A 19,009-nucleotide genomic window follows, 5' to 3' on the forward strand; every position below is an offset into this window, starting at 1 on the left:
GCGAGCACGCAGCGGCAGGCCGCACCCCGGTCTCCGGCGCGCTCCCGACCGGAGGGTGGGCAGTGTGGCTCGACACGACCGGCTGTACCCGGAGCCGACGGGCGAGGTGCGCATGAGTCTGTCACTGCGCTTCGCCGCCGGATCGCACAAGGGCATGATCCGGGAGGGCAACGAGGACTCCGGTTACGCCGGTCCCCGCCTGCTCGCGATCGCCGACGGCATGGGCGGCCAGGCGGCCGGCGAGGTCGCCTCCTCCGAGGTCATCTCCACCCTGGTCACGCTCGACGACGACGTTCCCGGCTCCGACATCCTCACCTCCCTCAGCCACGCCGTGCAGCGCGCCAACGACCAGCTGCGCGCCATGGTCGAGGAGGACCCGCAGCTCGAGGGCATGGGCACCACGCTCACCGCCCTGCTGTGGACCGGACAGCGACTCGGTCTGGTGCACGTCGGCGACTCGCGCGCGTACCTGCTGCGCGACGGCGTGCTGACCCAGATCACCCAGGACCACACCTGGGTGCAGCGGCTCGTCGACGAGGGCCGCATCACCGAGGAAGAGGCCACCACCCACCCGCAGCGCTCCCTGCTGATGCGCGCCCTCGGCAGCGGCGACCACGTCGAGCCCGACCTGTCCATCCGCGAGGTCCGGGCCGGCGACCGCTACCTGATCTGCTCCGACGGCCTGTCCGGCGTCGTCTCCCACCAGACGATGGAGGAGACCCTCGCCAGCTACCAGGGCCCGCAGGAGACCGTGCAGGAGCTGATCCAGCTCGCACTGCGCGGCGGCGGCCCGGACAACATCACCGTCATCATCGCCGACGTACTCGACCTGGACACCGGCGACACCCTCGCCGGGCAGCTGTCCGACACCCCGGTCGTGGTCGGCGCCGTCGCCGAGAACCAGCACCACCTGCACGACAACGGCATCATGCAGACCCCGGCCGGCCGCGCCTCCCACCTGGGCCGTCAGGGCCACCCCGGGGGCGGCGGCGAGTTCGGCCCGCCCGGCTCCGGCGACACCACCGGCTACGTCCCCACCGACGGCTACGGGGACTACACCGACGAGGACTTCACCAAGCCGCGCAAGAACCGCAGGTGGCTGAAGAGATCGTTCTACAGCGTCCTCGCCCTCGCCGTCATCGGCGGCGGCGCGTACGGCGGCTACCGCTGGACGCAGACCCAGTACTACGTCGGCACCAACGGCGAGCACGTCGCCCTGTACCGCGGCATCAGCCAGGACCTGGCCTGGGTGTCGCTGTCCAAGGTGGAGAAGGACCACCCCGAGATCGAACTCAAGTACCTGCCGCCCTACCAGCAGAAGCAGGTCAAGAACACGATCACGGCAGGCGGCCTGGACCAGGCCCGGGCGAAGATCGACGCCCTGTCCGTGCAGGCCTCCGCGTGCCGCAAGCAGGCGGAGCGCGCGGCCGCCGAGACCGAGAAGAACGCCAAGACCGGCGAGGGCGAGGCCGGAGGCACCACGGGAACCAACCCGGCCTCCTTCACGTCGAAGGCATCACCCACGCCGAACCCGTCGGCGTCGTCGAAGTCCCCGTCGTCCCCCTCGAAGTCCCCGACCGCCAAGCCCAGCCCCGGCCCGAGCCTCTCCGAGAATGAGCAGAAGGTCGTCGATCAGTGCGGCAAGCAGTAAGCACGCCGTGAGAGGCCCTGTCACACGATGAGCAGTACTTCGAACACACCGACGCACCACACGTCCACGATCGGCGCCATCGGCGCACCGAGCCGCCGCAACACGGAACTGGCCCTGCTGGTCTTCGCGGTGATCATCCCGGTGTTCGCCTATGCCAACGTGGGCCTCGCCATCGACGGTTCGGTCCCGGCCGGCCTGCTGAGCTACGGCTTGGGCCTCGGCCTGATGGCCGGCGTCGCCCACTTGGCAGTGCGGAAGTTCGCCGCTTACGCCGACCCGCTGCTGCTGCCCCTGGCCACTCTGCTGAACGGCCTCGGACTGGTGTGCATCTGGCGGCTGGACCAGTCGAAGCTGCTCCAATCGTTGCCCAATTTCGTCACGGCCGCGCCGCGCCAGCTGCTGTACACGGCGCTGGGCATCGCCATGTTCGTCGCCGTGCTGTTCTTCCTGAAGGACCACCGTGTCCTGCAGCGCTACACCTACATCTCCATGTTCGGCGCCCTGATCCTGCTCATCCTCCCGCTGGTGCCCGGCCTCGGGGCCAACATCTACGGCGCGAAGATCTGGATCAGGGTTCCCGGCCTGGGCTCGCTGCAGCCCGGAGAGTTCGCGAAGATCGTCCTCGCCATCTTCTTCGCCGGGTACCTGATGGTGAAGCGCGACGCACTCGCTCTTGCCAGCCGTCGCGTCATGGGCCTGTACCTGCCGCGCGGTCGTGACCTCGGACCCATCCTGGTCGTCTGGGCGATCTCGATCCTCATCCTCGTCTTCGAGACCGACCTCGGCACCTCGCTGCTGTTCTTCGGAATGTTCGTCATCATGCTGTACGTCGCCACCGAGCGGACCAGCTGGATCGTCTTCGGTCTGCTGATGTCCGCGGTCGGCGCCGTCGGCGTGGCGAGCTTCGAACCGCATATCCAGACCCGTGTGCAGGCCTGGCTCAACCCGCTGCGCGAGTACAAGCTCAGTCAGCAGGGTGTGGGCGGCCACACCGAGCAGTCCATGCAGGCGCTGTGGGCGTTCGGCTCCGGCGGCACCCTCGGCACGGGCTGGGGCCAGGGCCACTCCGACCTGATCAAGTTCGCCGCCAACTCCGACTTCATCCTCGCCACCTTCGGTGAGGAGCTGGGCCTGGCCGGCGTCATGGCGATCCTGCTGATCTACGGCCTGATCGTCGAGCGCGGCGTGCGCACCGCCCTCGCCGCACGCGACCCGTTCGGCAAGCTGCTGGCCGTCGGGCTGTCCGGCGCCTTCGCGCTCCAGGTGTTCGTCGTGGCCGGCGGCGTGATGAGCCTCATCCCGCTGACCGGTATGACAATGCCGTTCCTCGCGTACGGCGGTTCTTCCGTGCTGGCCAACTGGGCGCTGATCGCCATCCTGATCCGCATCAGCGACACCGCGCGCCGCCCGGCACCCGCCCCCGCCGCCAACCCCGACGCCGAGATGACCCAGGTGGTCCGCCCGTCATGAACAAGCCCCTGCGCCGGATCGCGATCTTCTGCGGCCTGCTCGTTCTGGCCCTGCTGATCCGCGACAACTGGCTCCAGTACGTCAAGGCCGACCAGCTGCGCACCGACACGGCCAACCGCCGGGTCGCCATCGAGCGGTACGCCAACCCGCGGGGCGACATCGTCGTCGACGGCGACCCCATAACCGGGTCGGTCGAGGCCAAGAGCGGCGACTTCAAGTACAAGCGCACCTACAAGAACGGGGCCATGTGGGCCCCGGTCACCGGCTACTCCTCACAGGCCTTCGGCGCCAACCAGCTGGAGAACATCGAGGACGGCATCCTCACCGGCAACGACGACCGGCTCTTCTTCCGCAAGACCCTCGACATGATCACCGGCAAGGACCAGCAGGGCGGCAACGTCGTCACCACCCTCAACGCCGCCGCGCAGAAAGCCGCGTACGACGGCCTGACCGCCCGGGGCGGCAAGGGCGCCGTGGTGGCCCTCGAGCCCTCCACCGGAAAGATCCTCGCCCTCGCGTCCTACCCGTCCTACGACCCCTCGAGCTTCGCGGGCAACACGGACAAGGACTCCAAGGCCTGGAACAAGATCCTGAAGAAGAACAACCCGGCCGACCCGGCGCTCAACCGGGCACTGCGCGAGACCTACCCGCCGGGCTCCACCTTCAAGGTGGTCACCGCGGCGGCCGCGCTGGAGAACGGGCTGTACAAGTCGGCCGACGAGAAGACCGACTCACCGCTGCCCTACATCATGAAGGGCACGACCACCGAGCTGAAGAACGAGGGCAACATCCCCTGCAAGGACGCCAACATGCGCGAGGCGCTGCGGGTGTCCTGCAACACCGTCTTCGGCAAGATCGGCGCCGACCTCGGCAACGAAAAGATGCTGGACGAGGCGAAGAAGTTCGGCTTCGACGCCGAGCAGTTCACCCCGGTCCGCTCCAGCGCCTCGGTGTTCTCCGACGACATGAACCCGTCGCAGACCGCGCTGTCCTCCATCGGCCAGTACAACACCGCCGCCACCCCGCTGCAGATGGCCATGGTCGCCTCCGCGGTCGCCAACGACGGCAAGCTGATGAAGCCGTACATGGTCGACGAGCTGCAGTCCTCCAACCTCGACCCGGTCGCCAAGACCGACCCCGAGGAGCTGAGCCGGCCGCTGTCTCCGCAGAACGCCCAGATCCTGCAGTCGATGATGGAGACGGTCGTCAAGAGCGGTACGGGCCAGAAGGCACAGATCGGCGGCGGAGTGACCGTCGGCGGCAAGACCGGTACCGCCCAGCACGGCGTCGCGAACAGCGCCAACCCCTACGCGTGGTTCATCTCATACGCCAAGCTCAGCGACAACAGCTCGCCGGTCGCCGTGGCCGTGGTGGTCGAGGACGAGAACGCCAACCGTGACGACATCTCCGGCGGCGGCCTGGCCGCCCCCATCGCGAAGAGCGTCATGGAGGCGGTCATCAACTCCAAGAAGTGAACCCGCTCACGTCCCCTTCACATCGTTGCACGTTGCGATACCGGTCCTGTATCGGGTTCCGGGCTTGGCCAGGGCACACGGAGCGAGCCGGGTACGGTAGGCCCGGACGGCAGCCTCCGGCCGCACACGACACGTGCGCGGCCGGGACCGACGGAGAGGGCTGGTAGGTAGCTATGGAAGAGCCGCGTCGCCTCGGCGGCCGGTACGAACTGGGCCAGGTGCTCGGTCGTGGTGGCATGGCGGAGGTCTACCTCGCGCATGACACCCGCCTCGGCCGCACCGTGGCGGTGAAGACGCTGCGCGCGGACCTCGCGCGCGACCCGTCCTTCCAGGCCCGGTTCCGCCGGGAGGCCCAGTCGGCCGCCTCGCTCAACCATCCCGCGATCGTCGCGGTCTACGACACGGGCGAGGACTACATCGACGGGGTCTCGATCCCGTACATCGTCATGGAGTACGTCGACGGCTCCACGCTCCGCGAGCTCCTTCACTCCGGCCGCAAGCTGCTGCCGGAGCGCACGCTGGAGATGACCATCGGCATCCTCCAGGCCCTGGAGTACTCGCACCGGGCCGGCATCGTCCACCGTGACATCAAGCCGGCCAACGTCATGCTGACCCGCAACGGCCAGGTCAAGGTGATGGACTTCGGCATCGCCCGGGCCATGGGCGACTCCGGCATGACCATGACCCAGACCGCAGCGGTCATCGGCACGGCCCAGTACCTCTCCCCGGAGCAGGCCAAGGGCGAGCAGGTCGACGCCCGCTCGGACCTCTACTCGACCGGCTGCCTCCTCTACGAGCTGCTCACGGTCCGCCCGCCCTTCGTCGGCGACTCCCCCGTGGCCGTGGCCTACCAGCACGTCCGCGAGGAACCGCAGGCCCCCTCCGTCTTCGACCCCGAGATCACGCCCGAGATGGACGCCATCGTCCTGAAGGCACTGGTCAAGGACCCGAACTACCGCTACCAGTCCGCCGACGAGATGCGCGCCGACATCGAGGCGTGCCTCGACGGCCAGCCGGTCGCCGCCACGGCCGCGATGGGCGCCGTGGGCGCGGCGGGCTACGGCGGCTACCCCGACGACCAGCCGACGACGGCGCTGCGCTCGGACGCGGGCGCGGGAGCGACCACCATGCTCCCGCCGATGAACCCGGACGACGGAGGCTACGGCTACGACGAGCGCCCGGACCGCCGACGCCAGCAGAAGAAGAACAACTCCTCGACGATCCTCCTCGTGGTCGCGGGCATCCTGGTGCTGGTGGGCGCGATCCTCATCGGGCAGTACATCTTCAACGGGCACGACGGCGAGGGCGACACCTTCGGCGCCCCGAACTTCGTCGGCAACAGCTACGGCACGGCCCAGAAGATGGCCGAGAACCGGGGCCTGCAACTGGCGGCGCCCACGCGCAAGCCCTGCGAGGCTCAGCCGAAGGGCAACGTCTGCGAGCAGAACCCGACGCCGGGTTCGGACGTCAAGAAGGGCGACACCATCAAGCTGGTGGTGTCCACCGGCGCGCCCAAGGTCACCGTCCCGGACGTGCTCGGCATCCAGTTCGACCAGGCCGAGGCCCAGCTGACGAAGAAGGGCTTCCAGGTCGAGAAGAAGACCGAGGTGTCCAGCCAGACGCCCGACGTGGTCACCAAGCAGGACCCGGACGGCGGCAGCAGCCGGCAGAAGGGCTCGACCATCGTCCTCACGGTCGCCAAGGCCGAGGAGAAGGTCGCGGTCCCGGACGTCACCGGCAAGACCTGTGACGAGGCCAAGGCCGAACTGCAGTCGAAGGGCCTGGCCCCGAACGCCACCTGCAACGACACCCCCACCGACAACCCCGACGACGACGGCAAGGTCCTCTCGACCACCCCGACGGCGGGCAGCGAGGTCGCCAAGAACACCCCGGTGGCCATCAACGTCGGCAAGGCGCAGAACCAGCAGGTGCAGGTCCCGAACGTCCAGAGCCTGACGCTCAAGGAGGCCAGGAAGCTGCTGGAGCAGAACGGCCTGCAAGTCGGCAACGTCACCGGCTCGCAGGACGACAACGCGATCGTCTTCACGGCGAACCCGGGCCAGGGCAGCACCGTCCAGCGGGGCTCGCGCGTCGACCTGGTCACCGTCGGCGGCCAGAACGGCAACAACGGCGGCAACAACGGCGGCACCAACTTCTTCGGCGGCGCCGGAGGCTGACGCCTGACACAACGAGTGGGCCCCTGCCGGAACCGTCCGGCAGGGGCCCACTCGTTTCGAACCGTCATCGTCTCGGACTACCGCCCGGAGCTGGAGACCACCGGTTACCGCCTGCTGACCGGCGACGAACTGAGGTCCTTCAAGAACCTCACTCCTCAAAGAAGGCCGGTCACCTCACCCCAGTTCCGCCGGCGGCGTCCGCTTGCTGTCGACCTTGTCCACGCGGACCAGTTCGCCCCACACCACGTACCGGTAGCGGGAGGTGTAGACGGGGGTGCAGGTCGTCAGGGTGATGTAGTGGCCCGGCTTCTTTTTGCCGGACTCCTCGGGGATCTGGGAGAGGACCTCGACGTTGTACTTCGAGGTCTCCGGGAGGATCGAGTAGACCTTGTAGACGTACCAGTCGTCCTTCGTCTCGAAGACGATCGGGTCGCCGTCCTTCAGCTTGTCGATGTTGTGGAACTTCGCGCCGTGGCCGTCCCGGTGGGCGGCGAGGGTGAAGTTGCCCTTCTTCCCGGTGGTGGGCAGCACGGCCTTGGCGGGGTCCGTGTAGTAGCCGGCCACACCGTCGTTGAGGATGTCCTCGTCGGTGCCCTTCTCCACCAGCACCGCGCCGTTCCGCATCGCCGGGACGTGCAGGAAGCCGATGCCGTCCTTGGTGTCCAGCGCGCCGGGACCCGTGTCGGTGGACTGGGCCCAGTGGTCGCGGACCCGGTCGGCCTGCCGGTCGGCCTTGCGGTCCGCTATGACGTTCGTCCACCACAGGGAGTAGACGACGAACAGTCCCATCACCACGCCGGCGGTGATGAGCAGTTCACCGAGGAAGCTGACCGCCAGCGCGACCCGGCCGGGGCCGCGGCGGCCCGGGACGGGCGTCGCGCCGGACGCGTCCGTGTGGTCTTCGGTGTCGTCGGCGGTCGCTGCCACAGTCTTGTTGCCCCTACTCGATGAGCGCGTCCGGCTTGCCCTTGCTGCGCGGGCGTTCCTCGATCATCTTGCCCCAGACGATCAGCCGGTACTTGCTGGTGAACTCCGGCGTACAGGTGGTGAGGGTGATGTAGCGGCCCGGCCCGGTGAATCCCGAACCCTTGGGCACCGGATTCAGAACGCTGGTGTTGGACGGCGGAGTCACCGGAAGCATCGAGGTCACCTTGTACACGAAGTACGTGTCCTGCGTCTCGACCACGACCGGGTCACCCGGTGACAGCCTGTTGATGTACCGGAACGGCTCACCGTGCGTGTTGCGGTGCGCCGCCAGGCCGAAGTTGCCCGTCTTCGCGTCCGGCATCGCCGTCTTCAGCGGGCCCTCGCCGTAGTGCCCGACCATCCCCTTGTCGAGCACCTTCTTGTTGCTGACGCCCTCGGCGACCGGCGCCACCACGTCCAGCTTGGGAATGTGGAGTATCGCGAAGCCCTGCCCCGGTTCGAACACCCCCGGAGCCCGCTTGCCGCTCGCCCAGTCGTCCTGCAGCTGATGCGTCTCACTGCCCGCCTGCGCGTGCGCGCGGACGTTCGTCCACCACAGCTGGTAGGTGACGAACAGCAGCATCAGCACACCGGTGGTGATGAACACCTCACCGATCGCCCGGCTCGCGATGACACCCGGGCCCGGCTTGCGCAGCCGCGCCTGCCGCCGGGCCTCCACACGGGACAGCGGCCGGCCGCCCGCTGCGTCCGCCGGGGCCGCGGCCTCCCGGTGCGATCCGCCGTGCCGCCCACCGCGCCGCTTGGCGGCCTTCCTGCGGGCCGCCCGTCCCCCCTCCGGGGGTCCAGAGGCCGAAGGGGCGGAAGAGGCTCCTGAGACGCGCGCAGACCCGCTCTCGGGGCCGTGCGCCGGATCGGGGAGCCGCAGCGCCATCGTCTCGTCGTCCAGGGCGGCCCGGTACGGCTCCCCCGGCGCCGGCCCCGTCACGTGCCAGTCCCCAAGCGCGCCGGAAGCCTCGTACGACTGATCCCCGTACGAGGCATCGGTCTCGCGCTCCGGGCGCAGCGCGGTCACGCCGTGGCCCTGCCCACCACCGGGGCGAGCCCCGCCGACCTCGCCACCGCGCCCTCGTCGCCGCACTCCACCAGCCAGTTGGCCAGCATCCGGTGCCCGTGCTCGGTCAGCACCGACTCGGGATGGAACTGCACACCCTCCACCGGGAGTTCACGGTGCCGCAGGCCCATGATGATGCCGTCGTGGGTGCGGGCCGTGACCTCCAGCTCGTCCGGGACTGTCGCGGGCTCCGCCGCCAGCGAGTGGTAGCGGGTCGCCGTGAACGGCGAGGGCAGCCCGGCGAAGACGCCCCGGCCCCTGTGCTCCACCAGCGAGGTCTTGCCGTGCAGCAGCTCCGGCGCCCGGTCCACCACTCCGCCGTACGCCACCTGCATCGACTGCATGCCCAGGCACACCCCGAAGACGGGGACACCGGTCGCCGCGCAGTGCCGGACCATGTCCACGCACACGCCCGCCTGCTCCGGGGTGCCCGGTCCCGGCGAGAGCAGCACGCCGTCGAAGCCGTCCTGAGCGTGCGCGGTCGAGACCTCGTCGTTGCGCAGCACCTCGCACTCGGCACCCAGCTGGTACAGGTACTGGACCAGGTTGAAGACGAAGCTGTCGTAGTTGTCGACGACGAGAATCCGCGCGCTCACTGGTTGTCCACCGTCACATCGTTGAAGGGCAGCAGCGGTTCGGCCCAGGGGAAGACGTACTGGAAGAGGACATAGACCACGGCCATGACCAGGACGAGCGAGACCAGCGCCCTCACCCACACGTTCCCCGGCAGATGCCGCCAGATCCAGCCGTACATGCCGTCCCTTCCCGTCTCGCCACGGCATCGGTAACCCACGCCGTACGGCACCAGACTAACGGCGTGGAGCCCTTGGTCGGCCTGACTCGGCGGGCTGCGTGGTCAGTGCGGGGGACCCGTCCGGACGCGTGTACCCGGACGTACGTGACCGGGGGCCGATCACCTCAACGCCGGCCGTGGCGGTTTCACGGGGGCCGCGCCCCGGCGGCCCGCCAGTGGGTGGCTACTGCACCGGCTTCGCGTAGTGCAGATCCACGGTGCCCGAGTAGCCCGGCAGCGTCACCGTCCCGTCCTGCGTGACCTTCCAGCCGAGACCGTAGACGTTGACGTACACCATGTACGTCTGGATCGCCTTGCTCGCGGCGAGCGACTGCTGCAGCCGCTCCGGGTCGCCCACCGCGGTGATCTTGTACGGCGGTGAGTAGACGCGGCCCTGGAGGATCAGGGTGTTGCCGACGCAGCGCACCGCGCTGGTGGAGATCAGCCGCTGGTCCATGACCTTGATGCCCTTGGCCCCGCCCTGCCACAGCGCGTTCACCACGGCCTGCAGGTCCTGCTGGTGGATGACCAGGTAGTCGGGCTGCGGCTCGGGGTAGCCGGGGAGCTTGGCGGTGGCGTTCGGCGGGGCGTCGTTGAGGGTGACGGTGATCGCGCTGCCCTTGACCTGCTGGGTGCCCGCGCTCCTCTCCAGGCCGCTCAGCTTCTCGTCCTGAGCCCTGGTGCTGCCGTCGTCACCCTCGGCGAGCGACTCCACGTTGCCCCGCAGGGCCGCGTTGGACTCGTCCAGCTGCTTGTTCTTGTGGCTGCGCTCCTGGATCAGGTCGGACAGCTTGAGCAGGGATGCGTCCTGCCGGATGTCGGTGCCCTTGGCCGTGTTGAAGCTGGTGAAGAAGATCAGGCCGGCCAGCGCGAACACGGCCACCGTGAGAATCCGCGCCGGACGCAGGCGCAACGAACGAACTGGGCCGGAACCCGTTGATCCCGTCCCGGGGGAGTCGGCAGAATTGCTCAACGTACCCTTATCTCCTTCGGCGCCGCGGAAGCACTACGCTAACGGACGCCCGGGGGAGCGCTAAGTGTCCCCTTGTACGCTGCCCCGGACCGACCCAGTTACCTGCGCGGCCACGCAGCGCATCGACAGGAGAGACCCTCGTGCCGAAGTCACGTATCCGCAAGAAGGCCGACTACACGCCCCCGCCCGCGAAGCAGGGGCAGGCCATCAAGCTCACCAACCGCGCCTGGGTCGCGCCGGTCATGCTGGCCATGTTCCTCATCGGCCTGGCATGGATCGTCGTCTTCTACGTCACGGACGGCTCGCTGCCGATCGACAGTCTGGACAACTGGAACATCGTGGTCGGTTTCGGCTTCATCGCCGCCGGTTTCGGTGTCTCCACGCAGTGGAAGTAGCCTGCTCCAGGCCGGCTCTGCCCAGGGCTGTTCACTGAGTTATCCACAGAATCCGTCGTCGTCCACACCCTCCCTGGGGAAAAGACTACGATCTGTGGATAACCCATCGGCCGTTGACGCCGGTGTGACTGCCCTACTGGTCCCCGGACAACCGTTCGCCCCCTGCCCCACCTGCGGAAACACATCCGAGTGGCAGGGGGCGCAGCTGTGGCCGCACAGTATGCACAAGATTCGGCACACACTGTGGACAACGGTTCGACGTCAGGTGAGCTGAGCGGTTCTGACCAGCACGAGGACCACCACCACGGCCAGTACGAGCGCACACGTGCCGTACTGGATCAGCGACCGCCGCTCACGCGGGGCGTGCACCATGGCGTACCCGGTGACGACACCGGCGATCAGGCCGCCGATGTGCGCCTGCCAGGCGATGCCGCCCCAGCCGAAGGTGATGATCAGGTTGATCACCAGCAGGGCGATGACCGGGCGCATGTCGTAGTTGAGCCGGCGCATCAGCACCGCCGTGGCCCCGAAGAGCCCGAAGATCGCGCCCGAGGCGCCGAGCGAGGGCTGGTTGGGAGCGGCGATGAGGTAGCTGAGCGCGCTTCCGGCCAGGCCCGAGACGAAGTACAGGGCCAGGTACCGGGCGCGGCCGAGGGCGGCCTCCAGGGGGCCGCCGATCCACCACAGGCTGAGCATGTTGAACAGGATGTGCACATAGCCGCCGTGCAGGAACATCGAGGTCAGCAGGCGGTAGTACTGTCCTTCGGCCACCCCCTCGAGGGCGCCGAACGGGGCGAACTGGACACGGGCGACCAGGTCGAACCGGTCGGTGAAGCTGTCGCCCACCGCCATCTGGACCAGGTAGAGCGCCAGGTTGATCCCGATGAGGATCTTGGTGACCAGTCGGGGGTCCACCGTCACCGAGCCCCCCGCGACGGTGCGCGGGCGGGAGGCAGCCGGGGAGTGGCCGGTGCCCGAGCCGGCGCGGACGCATTCGGGGCACTGGAAGCCGACCGAGGCGCTGACCATGCACTCGGGGCAGATGGGGCGCTCGCAGCGGGTGCAGTGCACGCCGGTCTCGCGGTCCGGGTGCCGGTAGCACACGGGCACGCTCCGGGCGTCGTGCGTGCGGTCTGCGGCGTGGTCCATGAGCAACCCCTTGCTGATCGTGGGCCTTCCCCCGGGCACTACCCCGCCCCGCTTTTCCTTACGGACGAGCGGGGCGTTTGGTTCCCTGCGACGGCTCGGGGGGCATGAGCGCGCCCGCGCTCAGCTTTCGCGCATCTCGACGACGACCGACTCGATGACGACGTCGTTGACGGGCCGGTCGTTCGGCTTGGTGGTGGGCAGGGCGGCGATGGCGTCCACCACCTTCTGGCCGGCCGGGCCGCTGACCTCGCCGAAGATGGTGTGCTTGCGGTTCAGCCAGGTCGTCGGGGAGACGGTGATGAAGAACTGCGAGCCGTTGGTGCCCGGGCCGGCGTTGGCCATGGCGAGCAGGTAGGGCTTGTTGAAGGAGAGGTCCGGGTGGAACTCGTCCTCGAACTCGTAGCCGGGGCCGCCGATGCCGCTGCCCAGCGGGTCGCCGCCCTGGATCATGAAGCCGCTGATCACCCGGTGGAAGACCGTGCCGTCGTAGAGCCGGTCGGTGCTCACGGTGCCGGTGCCCGGGTGCGTCCACTCACGCTCGCCCTGTGCGAGTTCGACGAAGTTCCTGACGGTCTTCGGCGCGTGGTTCGGGAACAGCCGTACCTCGATGTCGCCGTGGTTGGTCTTCAGGGTGGCGTAGAGCTGCTCGGCCACGGTGTGCCTTCCGTTGTCCTCGTGTAACCCCCCGATCCTCGCACGGTCGGGGTCGGGCGGCGCCCGGCCGTGGCGAGTTCCGCGGAGAGGGAGCGCGCGGCGACGATTCGTGGCAGTGTCGTCGACAAGCCCCTGTTGCACCCATATGCCCGCCCTCGCATGCCGCACCGGCTCCCGGGAGGCATGATCCGTAAAAGGGTGGAAAGTCGAATTACCGTACGCCACCGAGGAGGAGGAACCCGTGACCCGCATTGAAAGCGTGCGCGCCGCGACCGGCTCGGCGAAGGACAGCGTGCTGCACGCCGCGGAAGTGGTGGCGCCCTACGCCGACACGGCCAAGGAGCGTGCCGCGTATTACGCGCAAGAGGCACGCGTACGGCTGGCGCCCGTGGTGTCGCAGGCCGCCGAACAGGCCCGCGAGCAGTACGACGCCCGGCTCGCCCCACGTCTGGAGCAGGCCCGTGCGCATGTCCCGCCGAAGGTGGACATGGCCGCACACGAGGCCGCCGTCCGCACCCGTAAGGCTGCCCGGCAGGCGGCCGAGTACTCACGTCCGAGGATCGAGCAGGCGGTGGCCGCGGCCGCGCCGGTGGCCGACGAGGCCGCCACGCGGGGTGCCGCCGCGCTGGCCGCGCTGCGCGGCCAGGTCACGGCCGAGGAGATCCGGAAGCTCGCGCGCAAGAACGAGCGCCGTCACAGGGCCGGCCGTGCCATGAAGGTGCTGGCGCTGGCCGGCCTGGTGGCGGGGGGTGCGTTCGCGGCCTGGAAGTGGTGGGACAAGCAGGCCAACCCCGACTGGCTGGTGGAGCCGCCCGCCGCGACCGAGGTGCCGGAGTCGGGCCTGGGCTCGGTGGACGGCAGTGGCTCCGCGGTTCTGGATCCCGAGGTCCGGGCGAAGCAGGACGAGGCCGCCGACCGCGACGACAAGGATTGAGGCCGGGGTATCTCACCCTCCTGGCCACGGATGCGGGGCGGACGACGCGATGGTCGTCCGCCCCTGGTCCGTTTCACGTGAAACGGCCGAAGAAGCCGACGAAGAAGCCCTCCGTAGCTGCGTTCTCGCAGTTCGGAGGGCTTTTCCAGGTGGAGCCTAGGGGAGTCGAACCCCTGACATCCGCCATGCAAAGACGGCGCTCTACCAACTGAGCTAAGGCCCCGGAAAGGAAGCGTCCGGCCGGAGGAACCACGTCCCGGGCGGGCGCCGGGGACCAGAGTACCGGGTCACCCCCCGTATTCCGCAAAAAGATTGGGGGTCCCGGCGAATGACCACTCTCCGTAAGATGCTCGACGTGGTTCGCTACAGCGAACCGCGGTTTCAGGGGAAGCGATGGGGAGACGCAATGGACGCCGCACAGCAGGAAGCCACCGCGAGAGCGCGGGAGCTGCAGCGGAACTGGTACGGAGAGCCGTTGGGGGCGCTGTTCCGTAAGCTCATCGACGATCTCGGGCTCAACCAGGCCCGGCTCGCGGCGGTGCTGGGGCTGTCGGCTCCGATGCTGTCGCAGCTGATGAGCGGCCAGCGCGCGAAGATCGGCAATCCCGCCGTGGTCCAGCGGGTGCAGCTGCTGCAGGAGCTGGCGGCCCAGGTCGCGGACGGCAGCGTCAGCGCGGCCGAGGCGACCGAGCGGATGGACCAGATCAAGAAGTCCCAGGGGGGTTCGGTGCTGAGCAACACCACGCATACGACGAACAGTTCCGGTGCGCCGACGGTGAAGCGCGTGGTGCGGGAGATCCAGTCGCTGCTGCGCTCGGTGGCCGCCGCCGGCGACATAATCGAGGCCGCCGACAGCCTCGCCCGGACCCACCCGGAGCTGGCAGAGTTCCTCCGGGTCTACGGGGCGGGCCGCACTTCCGACGCGGTCGCGCACTACCAGTCCCACCAGAACTGATCCCGCGGCCCGGTCCTCGGAGGGGGTCCGGGACCGGGCCAGGGGTGTGTTCGGGGGGGTGCGGGAATGACCGTTTTCCGGTGGGGGCCGGGGTGGTGTCTTTCATCGAGGGGGCTGGGGGGAGGAGCGGCGGACTGTCATGGGTGAGGTCTTCGCCGGCCGGTACGAACTGGCCGACCCGATCGGGCGTGGCGGTGTGGGTGCCGTCTGGCGTGCCTGGGACCACCGGCGCCGGCGCTATGTGGCCGCCAAGGTGCTCCAGCAGAGCGACGCCCACTCACTGCTGCGCTTCGTACGCGAGCAGGCCCTGCGTATCGACCATCCGCATGTCCTCGCTCCGGCCAGCTGGGCGGCCGACGACGACAAGGTCCTGTTCACCATGGATCTGGTCGGGGGCGGCTCGCTGGTCCATCTTGTCGGTGACTACGGCCCGCTTCCGCCGGGCTTCGTGTGCACCCTGCTGGACCAGCTTCTGTCGGGGCTCGCCGCGGTGCACGCGGAAGGCGTCGTGCACCGCGACATCAAGCCCGCCAACGTGCTGCTCGAGGCGACCGGAACCGGCCGGCCACGGCTGCGGCTGTCCGACTTCGGCATCGCCATGCGGTTCGGCGAGCCGCGCCTGACGGAGACCAATCTCGTGGTGGGTACGCCGGGTTATCTGGCGCCCGAGCAACTGCTGGGCTCCGAACCGGATTTCCCCGCCGATCTGTTCGCGGTGGGTCTGGTCGCCCTGTATCTGCTCGAGGGTGCCAAGCCGGATGCCAAGGCGCTGGTGCGGTACTTCGCGGAACATGGAACGCCCGGCGCGCCCAGGGGAGTTCCGGAGCCGGTCTGGCAGATCGTCGCCACTCTGCTCCAGCCCGATCCGGCGGCCCGTTTCCGCACGGCCACGGGAGCGCGCAAGGCGCTCGCCTCCGCCGTGGAGCTTCTCCCGGAGCCGGGCGTGGACGACGAGTTGATCGAGATATTCGATCAACTGGGGCCTTTGCCGTCCGGGTTCGGGCCCGAGGGTCCGCTGAAACCGGCCTCCGGGGTACGAGGCCGGCCAGCGCCCACGGCCACGGACACCCGTACCGGTGCCGATGGTGTCGGCACGGGGAGTGCAGGGGCGGAACACTCCGTCACCGGCTCGATGTCGGACACCGGCAGCTTCCACCTTCCGCCCCCGCAGCCGACGCCGAGCCCGCAGCCGTACGCCCGGTATGCGGAGCAGGCGGCGCCCCCGGTGGCCCGGCACGACGGGCATCCGGCCGGGCAGGCGCCGACGCCCGTCACCAAGCCCGCCGCCCGCGCCCCGCACACCCCGGCACACCGTCCTGAGCCCTCCCCCGGGTTCCACGCCGGGCCGCACCCCGCGCCGGAGACCCCTGTGGCCCCGAAGGCCCCGGCGGTCCCGGCGGCCTCCGCGCCCCCGGTCCCGTGGACGCGCACCGATGCCTCCACCGCCGCGTACACCGCCCAGGACCCGCGTGTCCCCCCACTCGGCCGGCCGGCCGGTGCCACAGCCGTGCCTCCCGCCGGTTCACCGGCCAGGCGCGCGTCGGGGCGCGGCCGCCGGGCCCGCCGGGCGATCCGGCGTCCCGGGCCCCCGGCGAAGGCGGCGATCCCGATCCTGCTGCTGGCGCTGGCCTGCTACGCCGTGGGGTTCTGGGCGCTGGCCCGCGTCTGAGCCCGCCGGGCCGCCAGGGTCCACCCGCCCAGCACCAGCAGCAGCGCGGTCCCGGTGCCGATGCCGCCGGCCGCGAGGGCCTTCATCGCGGTGCCGCCGCCCCCGGTGTCGCCGGTCGCCGCGGCCCGGCGGTCCTGTTCGGTGACCGTGAAGACGTCCCCCGGTTCCGGTCGCCCGGCGTACCGCGGCCCGGGGTGGGCCTGTCCGCCGACCCGCACCCGCAGCGTCACGTGGAACGGCCCCGTCCCGAAGGTGTCGGCCATCTTCTCGCTGAGGTGCAGCACGAGGTAGTAGTCGCCGGCGAAGCGCACCGTGTTCTGCCCGGTGAGGACGGCGTACCGGTTGGCGTACTCCACGGGCGGCAGCGGGTCGAGGACCGTGGACCTGTGGGTGCCGGTGTAACCGAGGGAGGCGCCGTCGACGTATCCGCGCACGGGGCTGTACAGCGAGAGGTTGAGGGCGCCGCCGACATAGCCGTGGCCGCTCGTGGAGGCGTCGAGGTCGGCGACGGCGTGCATCCGGCGGCCCCAGTCGACCGGGACCTTGTAGAAGAGGGTGGCGCCGGGTGTGATGCCGGTCCGCCAGACGCCCTGGCCCAGGGGGCGGGCGGAGGTGAATCCGGCGCCGCCGGTGCGGTCCCGGGGGGCGCCGGTGAGGGGCTCGGGGGAGGCGGAGTCCTGGTCCGGGGGAGCGGTGGTGGGCCCGGCGGCGGCGAGACCGGGTTCGGTGACGGGTGCGATCTCCAGGTCCCAGCGCGGTGCCGGGGACGCCGTGTCGTCCGCGGAGCCGCCGGCACTCAGGCGTTCGACACGCAGGTAGTAGGTTCCGGCTCCCTGGCACAGTGAGCGCCCGGCCTGCCGTTGTCCGAGTGCGGTCACGGGGCGGGCGCTGAGGCCTGCCCCGAAGAGCGCGGAGGCGGTGGAGCAGCGGGTGCCGCGCGCGTCCTCCAGGGACACCCGGATGCCGTCGGTGGCGTTGCCGGTGGTGCCCGCCGGAGGGACGGCGGTGACCGGGGCGTACGCCGACTCGGCGGCGGTGAGGTCGAGGCGGTAGGTGAGCGAGCCGCTCCCCGCAAGGGAGTCGCGGTAGGTACGGCCCGGCTCCAGCCGCGGCGCGCCGGCGGTGCCGGTGGCTCCCGTGACGGCCCGGCCGGCCGGGTCGAAGGCGTACGGGTCCTGGGCCCCGGCCGCCGCGGCGAACCCGCCCGGCAGCGCGGCCACGGCGCACAGTGCGGCCGTCACGATGCCCGTCCGGGCCGCGGGGCCCATCGGCCGTCCGTCGCCCCGCCGCCACCACGTCCTACGCTCTCGCCCCCGCACGTGCCGCTCCCTCTCGTTCCGCGCCGCGCATCCGGCCGTGGCTCATCCTGCCCCGGGCACCCCTGGGCCATCCGGGGAATCCGCACGGCCGTCCGAGTCTCCGGTGCCGGCGGCTCCGGTGCCTCCGGCCCGTCCGGCGAGGCGTACACCACGTCTCACGAACCCGCAACACGAGCCATAGGACCACCGGACAATCGGTTAAGAGGACCGGATGGTCGAAGAAGAGGACGTGAGGGCCGCCGAGGCCCGCGCCGACCCGGACAACACAAAACCCCGACCGCAAGGCGGCCGGGGTCTGATCAGATTCTGAATCGGTACTCAGGAACCCGTGGGCACGGAGTCGGTCGCCTCCGTCCACAGGTCCTGCTCGGCGCGATCCGCCTGGATCTGGCGGTACACGAGGAGCCCGCCGATGGCGGCCAGTGCGACCAGGAGCAGCTTCTTCACCGCGCGACCTCGTCTTTCCTTGACGTAGGGGACCTCTGGCGCCCGACTATACACACCGGCCGATATCGATCGGTGATCTGCGTCGGGCCCCAACTCCCGTCCCCGGACGCGCGATAGGGCAGGCCGGCACCGCCATGGCCGGAGGGTGATCACACCCCCACGGGCCGTCACTTTTGCCGGTGTTTCGCTCGACCTCGCCCGGTTCCAGGAGATTTCCGGAGCTATTACGTCCATCCGAGTGGTGTTGATCAGAACATCGACGCGCCACGGCTTCAGGTCCACCACATCGCGACGCTCATACACATCATGAGGAAAGTACGCAAACCGCCCAACCTGAAAGTGAGGGGCCATGACCGGGAACAACAAGGTCGTGCAGCTGTGGACCGCCATCGTCACCGCCTTCCTCGCGCTGTGCACGGCGCTCGGACTCGTCACCGCGACCACCGCCACCGCAGCGGCGGCCGCACCCCAGACCGAGACGCCGCAGGACAGCGTCGCGCAACGGATCGTCCCGACGAGCCCCATGGCGAATCTCTGGACCCGGTCCCATGCCAGGGCCCTGCCCCCCACGATGAAGCAGCGGATCCGGGCCGAGGCCCACGGAAAGTCCCCCAGTTGCCGGCACAGCCCCCTCACCGAGACGGAAGCGGAGACGGACCCGGGCCTTCAGTCCACGGACCCGCTTAACTGCTGAAGCCTCCGCAGTACTGAGAACGCAGACGTTTCGACATCAGGGCGACTTGCGTACGCATCAGTCGACACGGACAGACCCCCGGCCGGGCTCGGCCGGGGGTCTCGCGCTGTTCAGGGACGTCGGTACCGGGTCGTCAGGTCCCCCTCGAGGTCGTAGCCTGGGCGGATGCCCAGGGTCTCGGACCTCGTGCTGCCCGGCGACCGTACGGAACCGCTC

18 protein-coding genes and 1 tRNA gene are annotated in these 19,009 nt (G+C 69.8%); 9 read left to right on the plus strand and 10 right to left on the minus strand.

The window, feature by feature from the left end; genetic code table 11:
- Positions 1-64: 64 nt before the first annotated feature.
- The 4 genes from ABZ478_RS12980 to pknB all read left to right on the plus strand — a co-directional run bounded on the left by ABZ478_RS12980 (position 65) and on the right by pknB (position 6,773).
- Entirely contained in the window at positions 65-1,651 is a 1,587-nt protein-coding gene (locus ABZ478_RS12980; RefSeq protein WP_359548201.1) for a Stp1/IreP family PP2C-type Ser/Thr phosphatase, read from the plus strand.
- A gap of 27 nt (positions 1,652-1,678) precedes the next feature.
- Positions 1,679-3,121, plus strand: a complete 1,443-nt coding sequence (locus ABZ478_RS12985; protein ID WP_359548203.1) for an FtsW/RodA/SpoVE family cell cycle protein — start codon at positions 1,679-1,681, stop codon at positions 3,119-3,121.
- The gene (locus ABZ478_RS12990; RefSeq protein ID WP_359548204.1) at positions 3,118-4,596 is read left to right on the plus strand and encodes a penicillin-binding transpeptidase domain-containing protein; all 1,479 of its coding nucleotides are present in this window, start codon (positions 3,118-3,120) and stop codon (positions 4,594-4,596) included. The genes ABZ478_RS12985 and ABZ478_RS12990 overlap by 4 nt, the downstream gene beginning before the upstream one ends.
- A 173-nt stretch (positions 4,597-4,769) precedes the next feature.
- Entirely contained in the window at positions 4,770-6,773 is a 2,004-nt protein-coding gene (gene pknB / locus ABZ478_RS12995) for a Stk1 family PASTA domain-containing Ser/Thr kinase (protein WP_359548206.1), read from the plus strand.
- A 174-nt stretch (positions 6,774-6,947) separates the two neighbouring features.
- Here the strand turns inward: pknB and ABZ478_RS13000 are convergent, their stop codons facing one another.
- From ABZ478_RS13000 to ABZ478_RS13020, 5 genes are all read right to left on the minus strand, one after another.
- Complete coding sequence (locus ABZ478_RS13000; protein WP_359548208.1) at positions 6,948-7,700, minus strand: class E sortase; 753 nt, start codon at positions 7,698-7,700, stop codon at positions 6,948-6,950.
- A 13-nt stretch (positions 7,701-7,713) separates the two neighbouring features.
- The gene (locus ABZ478_RS13005; protein WP_359548209.1) at positions 7,714-8,772 is read right to left on the minus strand and encodes a class E sortase; all 1,059 of its coding nucleotides are present in this window, start codon (positions 8,770-8,772) and stop codon (positions 7,714-7,716) included.
- Positions 8,769-9,407 (minus strand): aminodeoxychorismate/anthranilate synthase component II, encoded by a 639-nt coding sequence (locus ABZ478_RS13010; RefSeq protein ID WP_359548210.1) that lies wholly within the window; start codon positions 9,405-9,407, stop codon positions 8,769-8,771. The genes ABZ478_RS13005 and ABZ478_RS13010 overlap by 4 nt, the downstream gene beginning before the upstream one ends.
- On the minus strand, positions 9,404-9,565 hold the full coding sequence (locus ABZ478_RS13015; protein ID WP_359548212.1) for a hypothetical protein: 162 nt from the start codon (positions 9,563-9,565) through the stop codon (positions 9,404-9,406). Before ABZ478_RS13015 ends, ABZ478_RS13010 begins: the two co-directional genes overlap by 4 nt.
- Positions 9,566-9,788: 223 nt before the next feature.
- Positions 9,789-10,577, minus strand: coding sequence for a DUF881 domain-containing protein (locus ABZ478_RS13020; protein WP_359548214.1), 789 nt, complete (start codon positions 10,575-10,577; stop codon positions 9,789-9,791).
- 140 nt (positions 10,578-10,717) lie between these two features.
- On the opposite strand from ABZ478_RS13020, the gene crgA reads away from it, so the two are divergent.
- Positions 10,718-10,972 carry a cell division protein CrgA gene (gene crgA / locus ABZ478_RS13025; protein WP_143630171.1) on the plus strand — a complete coding sequence of 85 codons (255 nt, stop codon included), beginning with the start codon at positions 10,718-10,720 and terminating at the stop codon, positions 10,970-10,972.
- 261 nt (positions 10,973-11,233) lie between these two features.
- On the opposite strand, the gene ABZ478_RS13030 is transcribed toward crgA, so the two are convergent.
- Positions 11,234-12,121, minus strand: a complete 888-nt coding sequence (locus tag ABZ478_RS13030; RefSeq protein WP_359548216.1) for a rhomboid family intramembrane serine protease — start codon at positions 12,119-12,121, stop codon at positions 11,234-11,236.
- 120 nt (positions 12,122-12,241) lie between these two features.
- The gene (locus ABZ478_RS13035; RefSeq protein ID WP_359548219.1) at positions 12,242-12,775 is read right to left on the minus strand and encodes a peptidylprolyl isomerase; all 534 of its coding nucleotides are present in this window, start codon (positions 12,773-12,775) and stop codon (positions 12,242-12,244) included.
- Positions 12,776-13,016: 241 nt separating this feature from the next.
- On the opposite strand from ABZ478_RS13035, the gene ABZ478_RS13040 reads away from it, so the two are divergent.
- Positions 13,017-13,709 (plus strand): DUF5324 family protein, encoded by a 693-nt coding sequence (locus tag ABZ478_RS13040; protein WP_359548221.1) that lies wholly within the window; start codon positions 13,017-13,019, stop codon positions 13,707-13,709.
- 150 nt (positions 13,710-13,859) lie between these two features.
- On the opposite strand, the gene ABZ478_RS13045 is transcribed toward ABZ478_RS13040, so the two are convergent.
- Positions 13,860-13,932: transfer RNA gene (locus ABZ478_RS13045), tRNA-Ala, on the minus strand.
- A gap of 183 nt (positions 13,933-14,115) precedes the next feature.
- Between ABZ478_RS13045 and ABZ478_RS13050 the strand changes: the two genes are divergently transcribed.
- Entirely contained in the window at positions 14,116-14,664 is a 549-nt protein-coding gene (locus ABZ478_RS13050) for a DNA-binding protein (RefSeq protein WP_359548223.1), read from the plus strand.
- A gap of 139 nt (positions 14,665-14,803) precedes the next feature.
- Positions 14,804-16,333 carry a protein kinase gene (locus tag ABZ478_RS13055; protein WP_359548226.1) on the plus strand — a complete coding sequence of 510 codons (1,530 nt, stop codon included), beginning with the start codon at positions 14,804-14,806 and terminating at the stop codon, positions 16,331-16,333.
- On the opposite strand, the gene ABZ478_RS13060 is transcribed toward ABZ478_RS13055, so the two are convergent.
- Both ABZ478_RS13060 and ABZ478_RS13065 read right to left on the minus strand, forming a co-directional pair.
- Positions 16,297-17,574 carry a hypothetical protein gene (locus ABZ478_RS13060; RefSeq protein WP_359548227.1) on the minus strand — a complete coding sequence of 426 codons (1,278 nt, stop codon included), beginning with the start codon at positions 17,572-17,574 and terminating at the stop codon, positions 16,297-16,299. The two genes, ABZ478_RS13055 and ABZ478_RS13060, sit on opposite strands and share 37 nt — an antisense overlap.
- Before the next feature lie 396 nt (positions 17,575-17,970).
- Positions 17,971-18,099, minus strand: a complete 129-nt coding sequence (locus ABZ478_RS13065; protein WP_003999697.1) for a DLW-39 family protein — start codon at positions 18,097-18,099, stop codon at positions 17,971-17,973.
- 349 nt (positions 18,100-18,448) lie between these two features.
- On the opposite strand from ABZ478_RS13065, the gene ABZ478_RS13070 reads away from it, so the two are divergent.
- Positions 18,449-18,793 carry a DUF6344 domain-containing protein gene (locus ABZ478_RS13070; protein WP_359548229.1) on the plus strand — a complete coding sequence of 115 codons (345 nt, stop codon included), beginning with the start codon at positions 18,449-18,451 and terminating at the stop codon, positions 18,791-18,793.
- Positions 18,794-19,009 lie beyond the last annotated feature (216 nt).

Origin of the sequence: Streptomyces sp. NPDC005706 (genome assembly GCF_040631045.1) — a bacterium.
Classification (GTDB): domain Bacteria; phylum Actinomycetota; class Actinomycetes; order Streptomycetales; family Streptomycetaceae; genus Streptomyces.

Coding starts and splice junctions, on each gene's coding strand:
- ABZ478_RS12985 (WP_359548203.1), top strand. CDS start 1,679: ATGAGCAGTACTTCGAACACACCGACGCACCACACGTCCACGATCGGC.
- ABZ478_RS13015 (WP_359548212.1), bottom strand. CDS start 9,565: ATGTACGGCTGGATCTGGCGGCATCTGCCGGGGAACGTGTGGGTGAGG.
- ABZ478_RS12990 (WP_359548204.1), top strand. CDS start 3,118: ATGAACAAGCCCCTGCGCCGGATCGCGATCTTCTGCGGCCTGCTCGTT.
- ABZ478_RS13030 (WP_359548216.1), bottom strand. CDS start 12,121: ATGGACCACGCCGCAGACCGCACGCACGACGCCCGGAGCGTGCCCGTG.
- ABZ478_RS13070 (WP_359548229.1), top strand. CDS start 18,449: ATGACCGGGAACAACAAGGTCGTGCAGCTGTGGACCGCCATCGTCACC.
- ABZ478_RS13055 (WP_359548226.1), top strand. CDS start 14,804: ATGGGTGAGGTCTTCGCCGGCCGGTACGAACTGGCCGACCCGATCGGG.
- pknB (WP_359548206.1), top strand. CDS start 4,770: ATGGAAGAGCCGCGTCGCCTCGGCGGCCGGTACGAACTGGGCCAGGTG.
- ABZ478_RS13050 (WP_359548223.1), top strand. CDS start 14,116: ATGGACGCCGCACAGCAGGAAGCCACCGCGAGAGCGCGGGAGCTGCAG.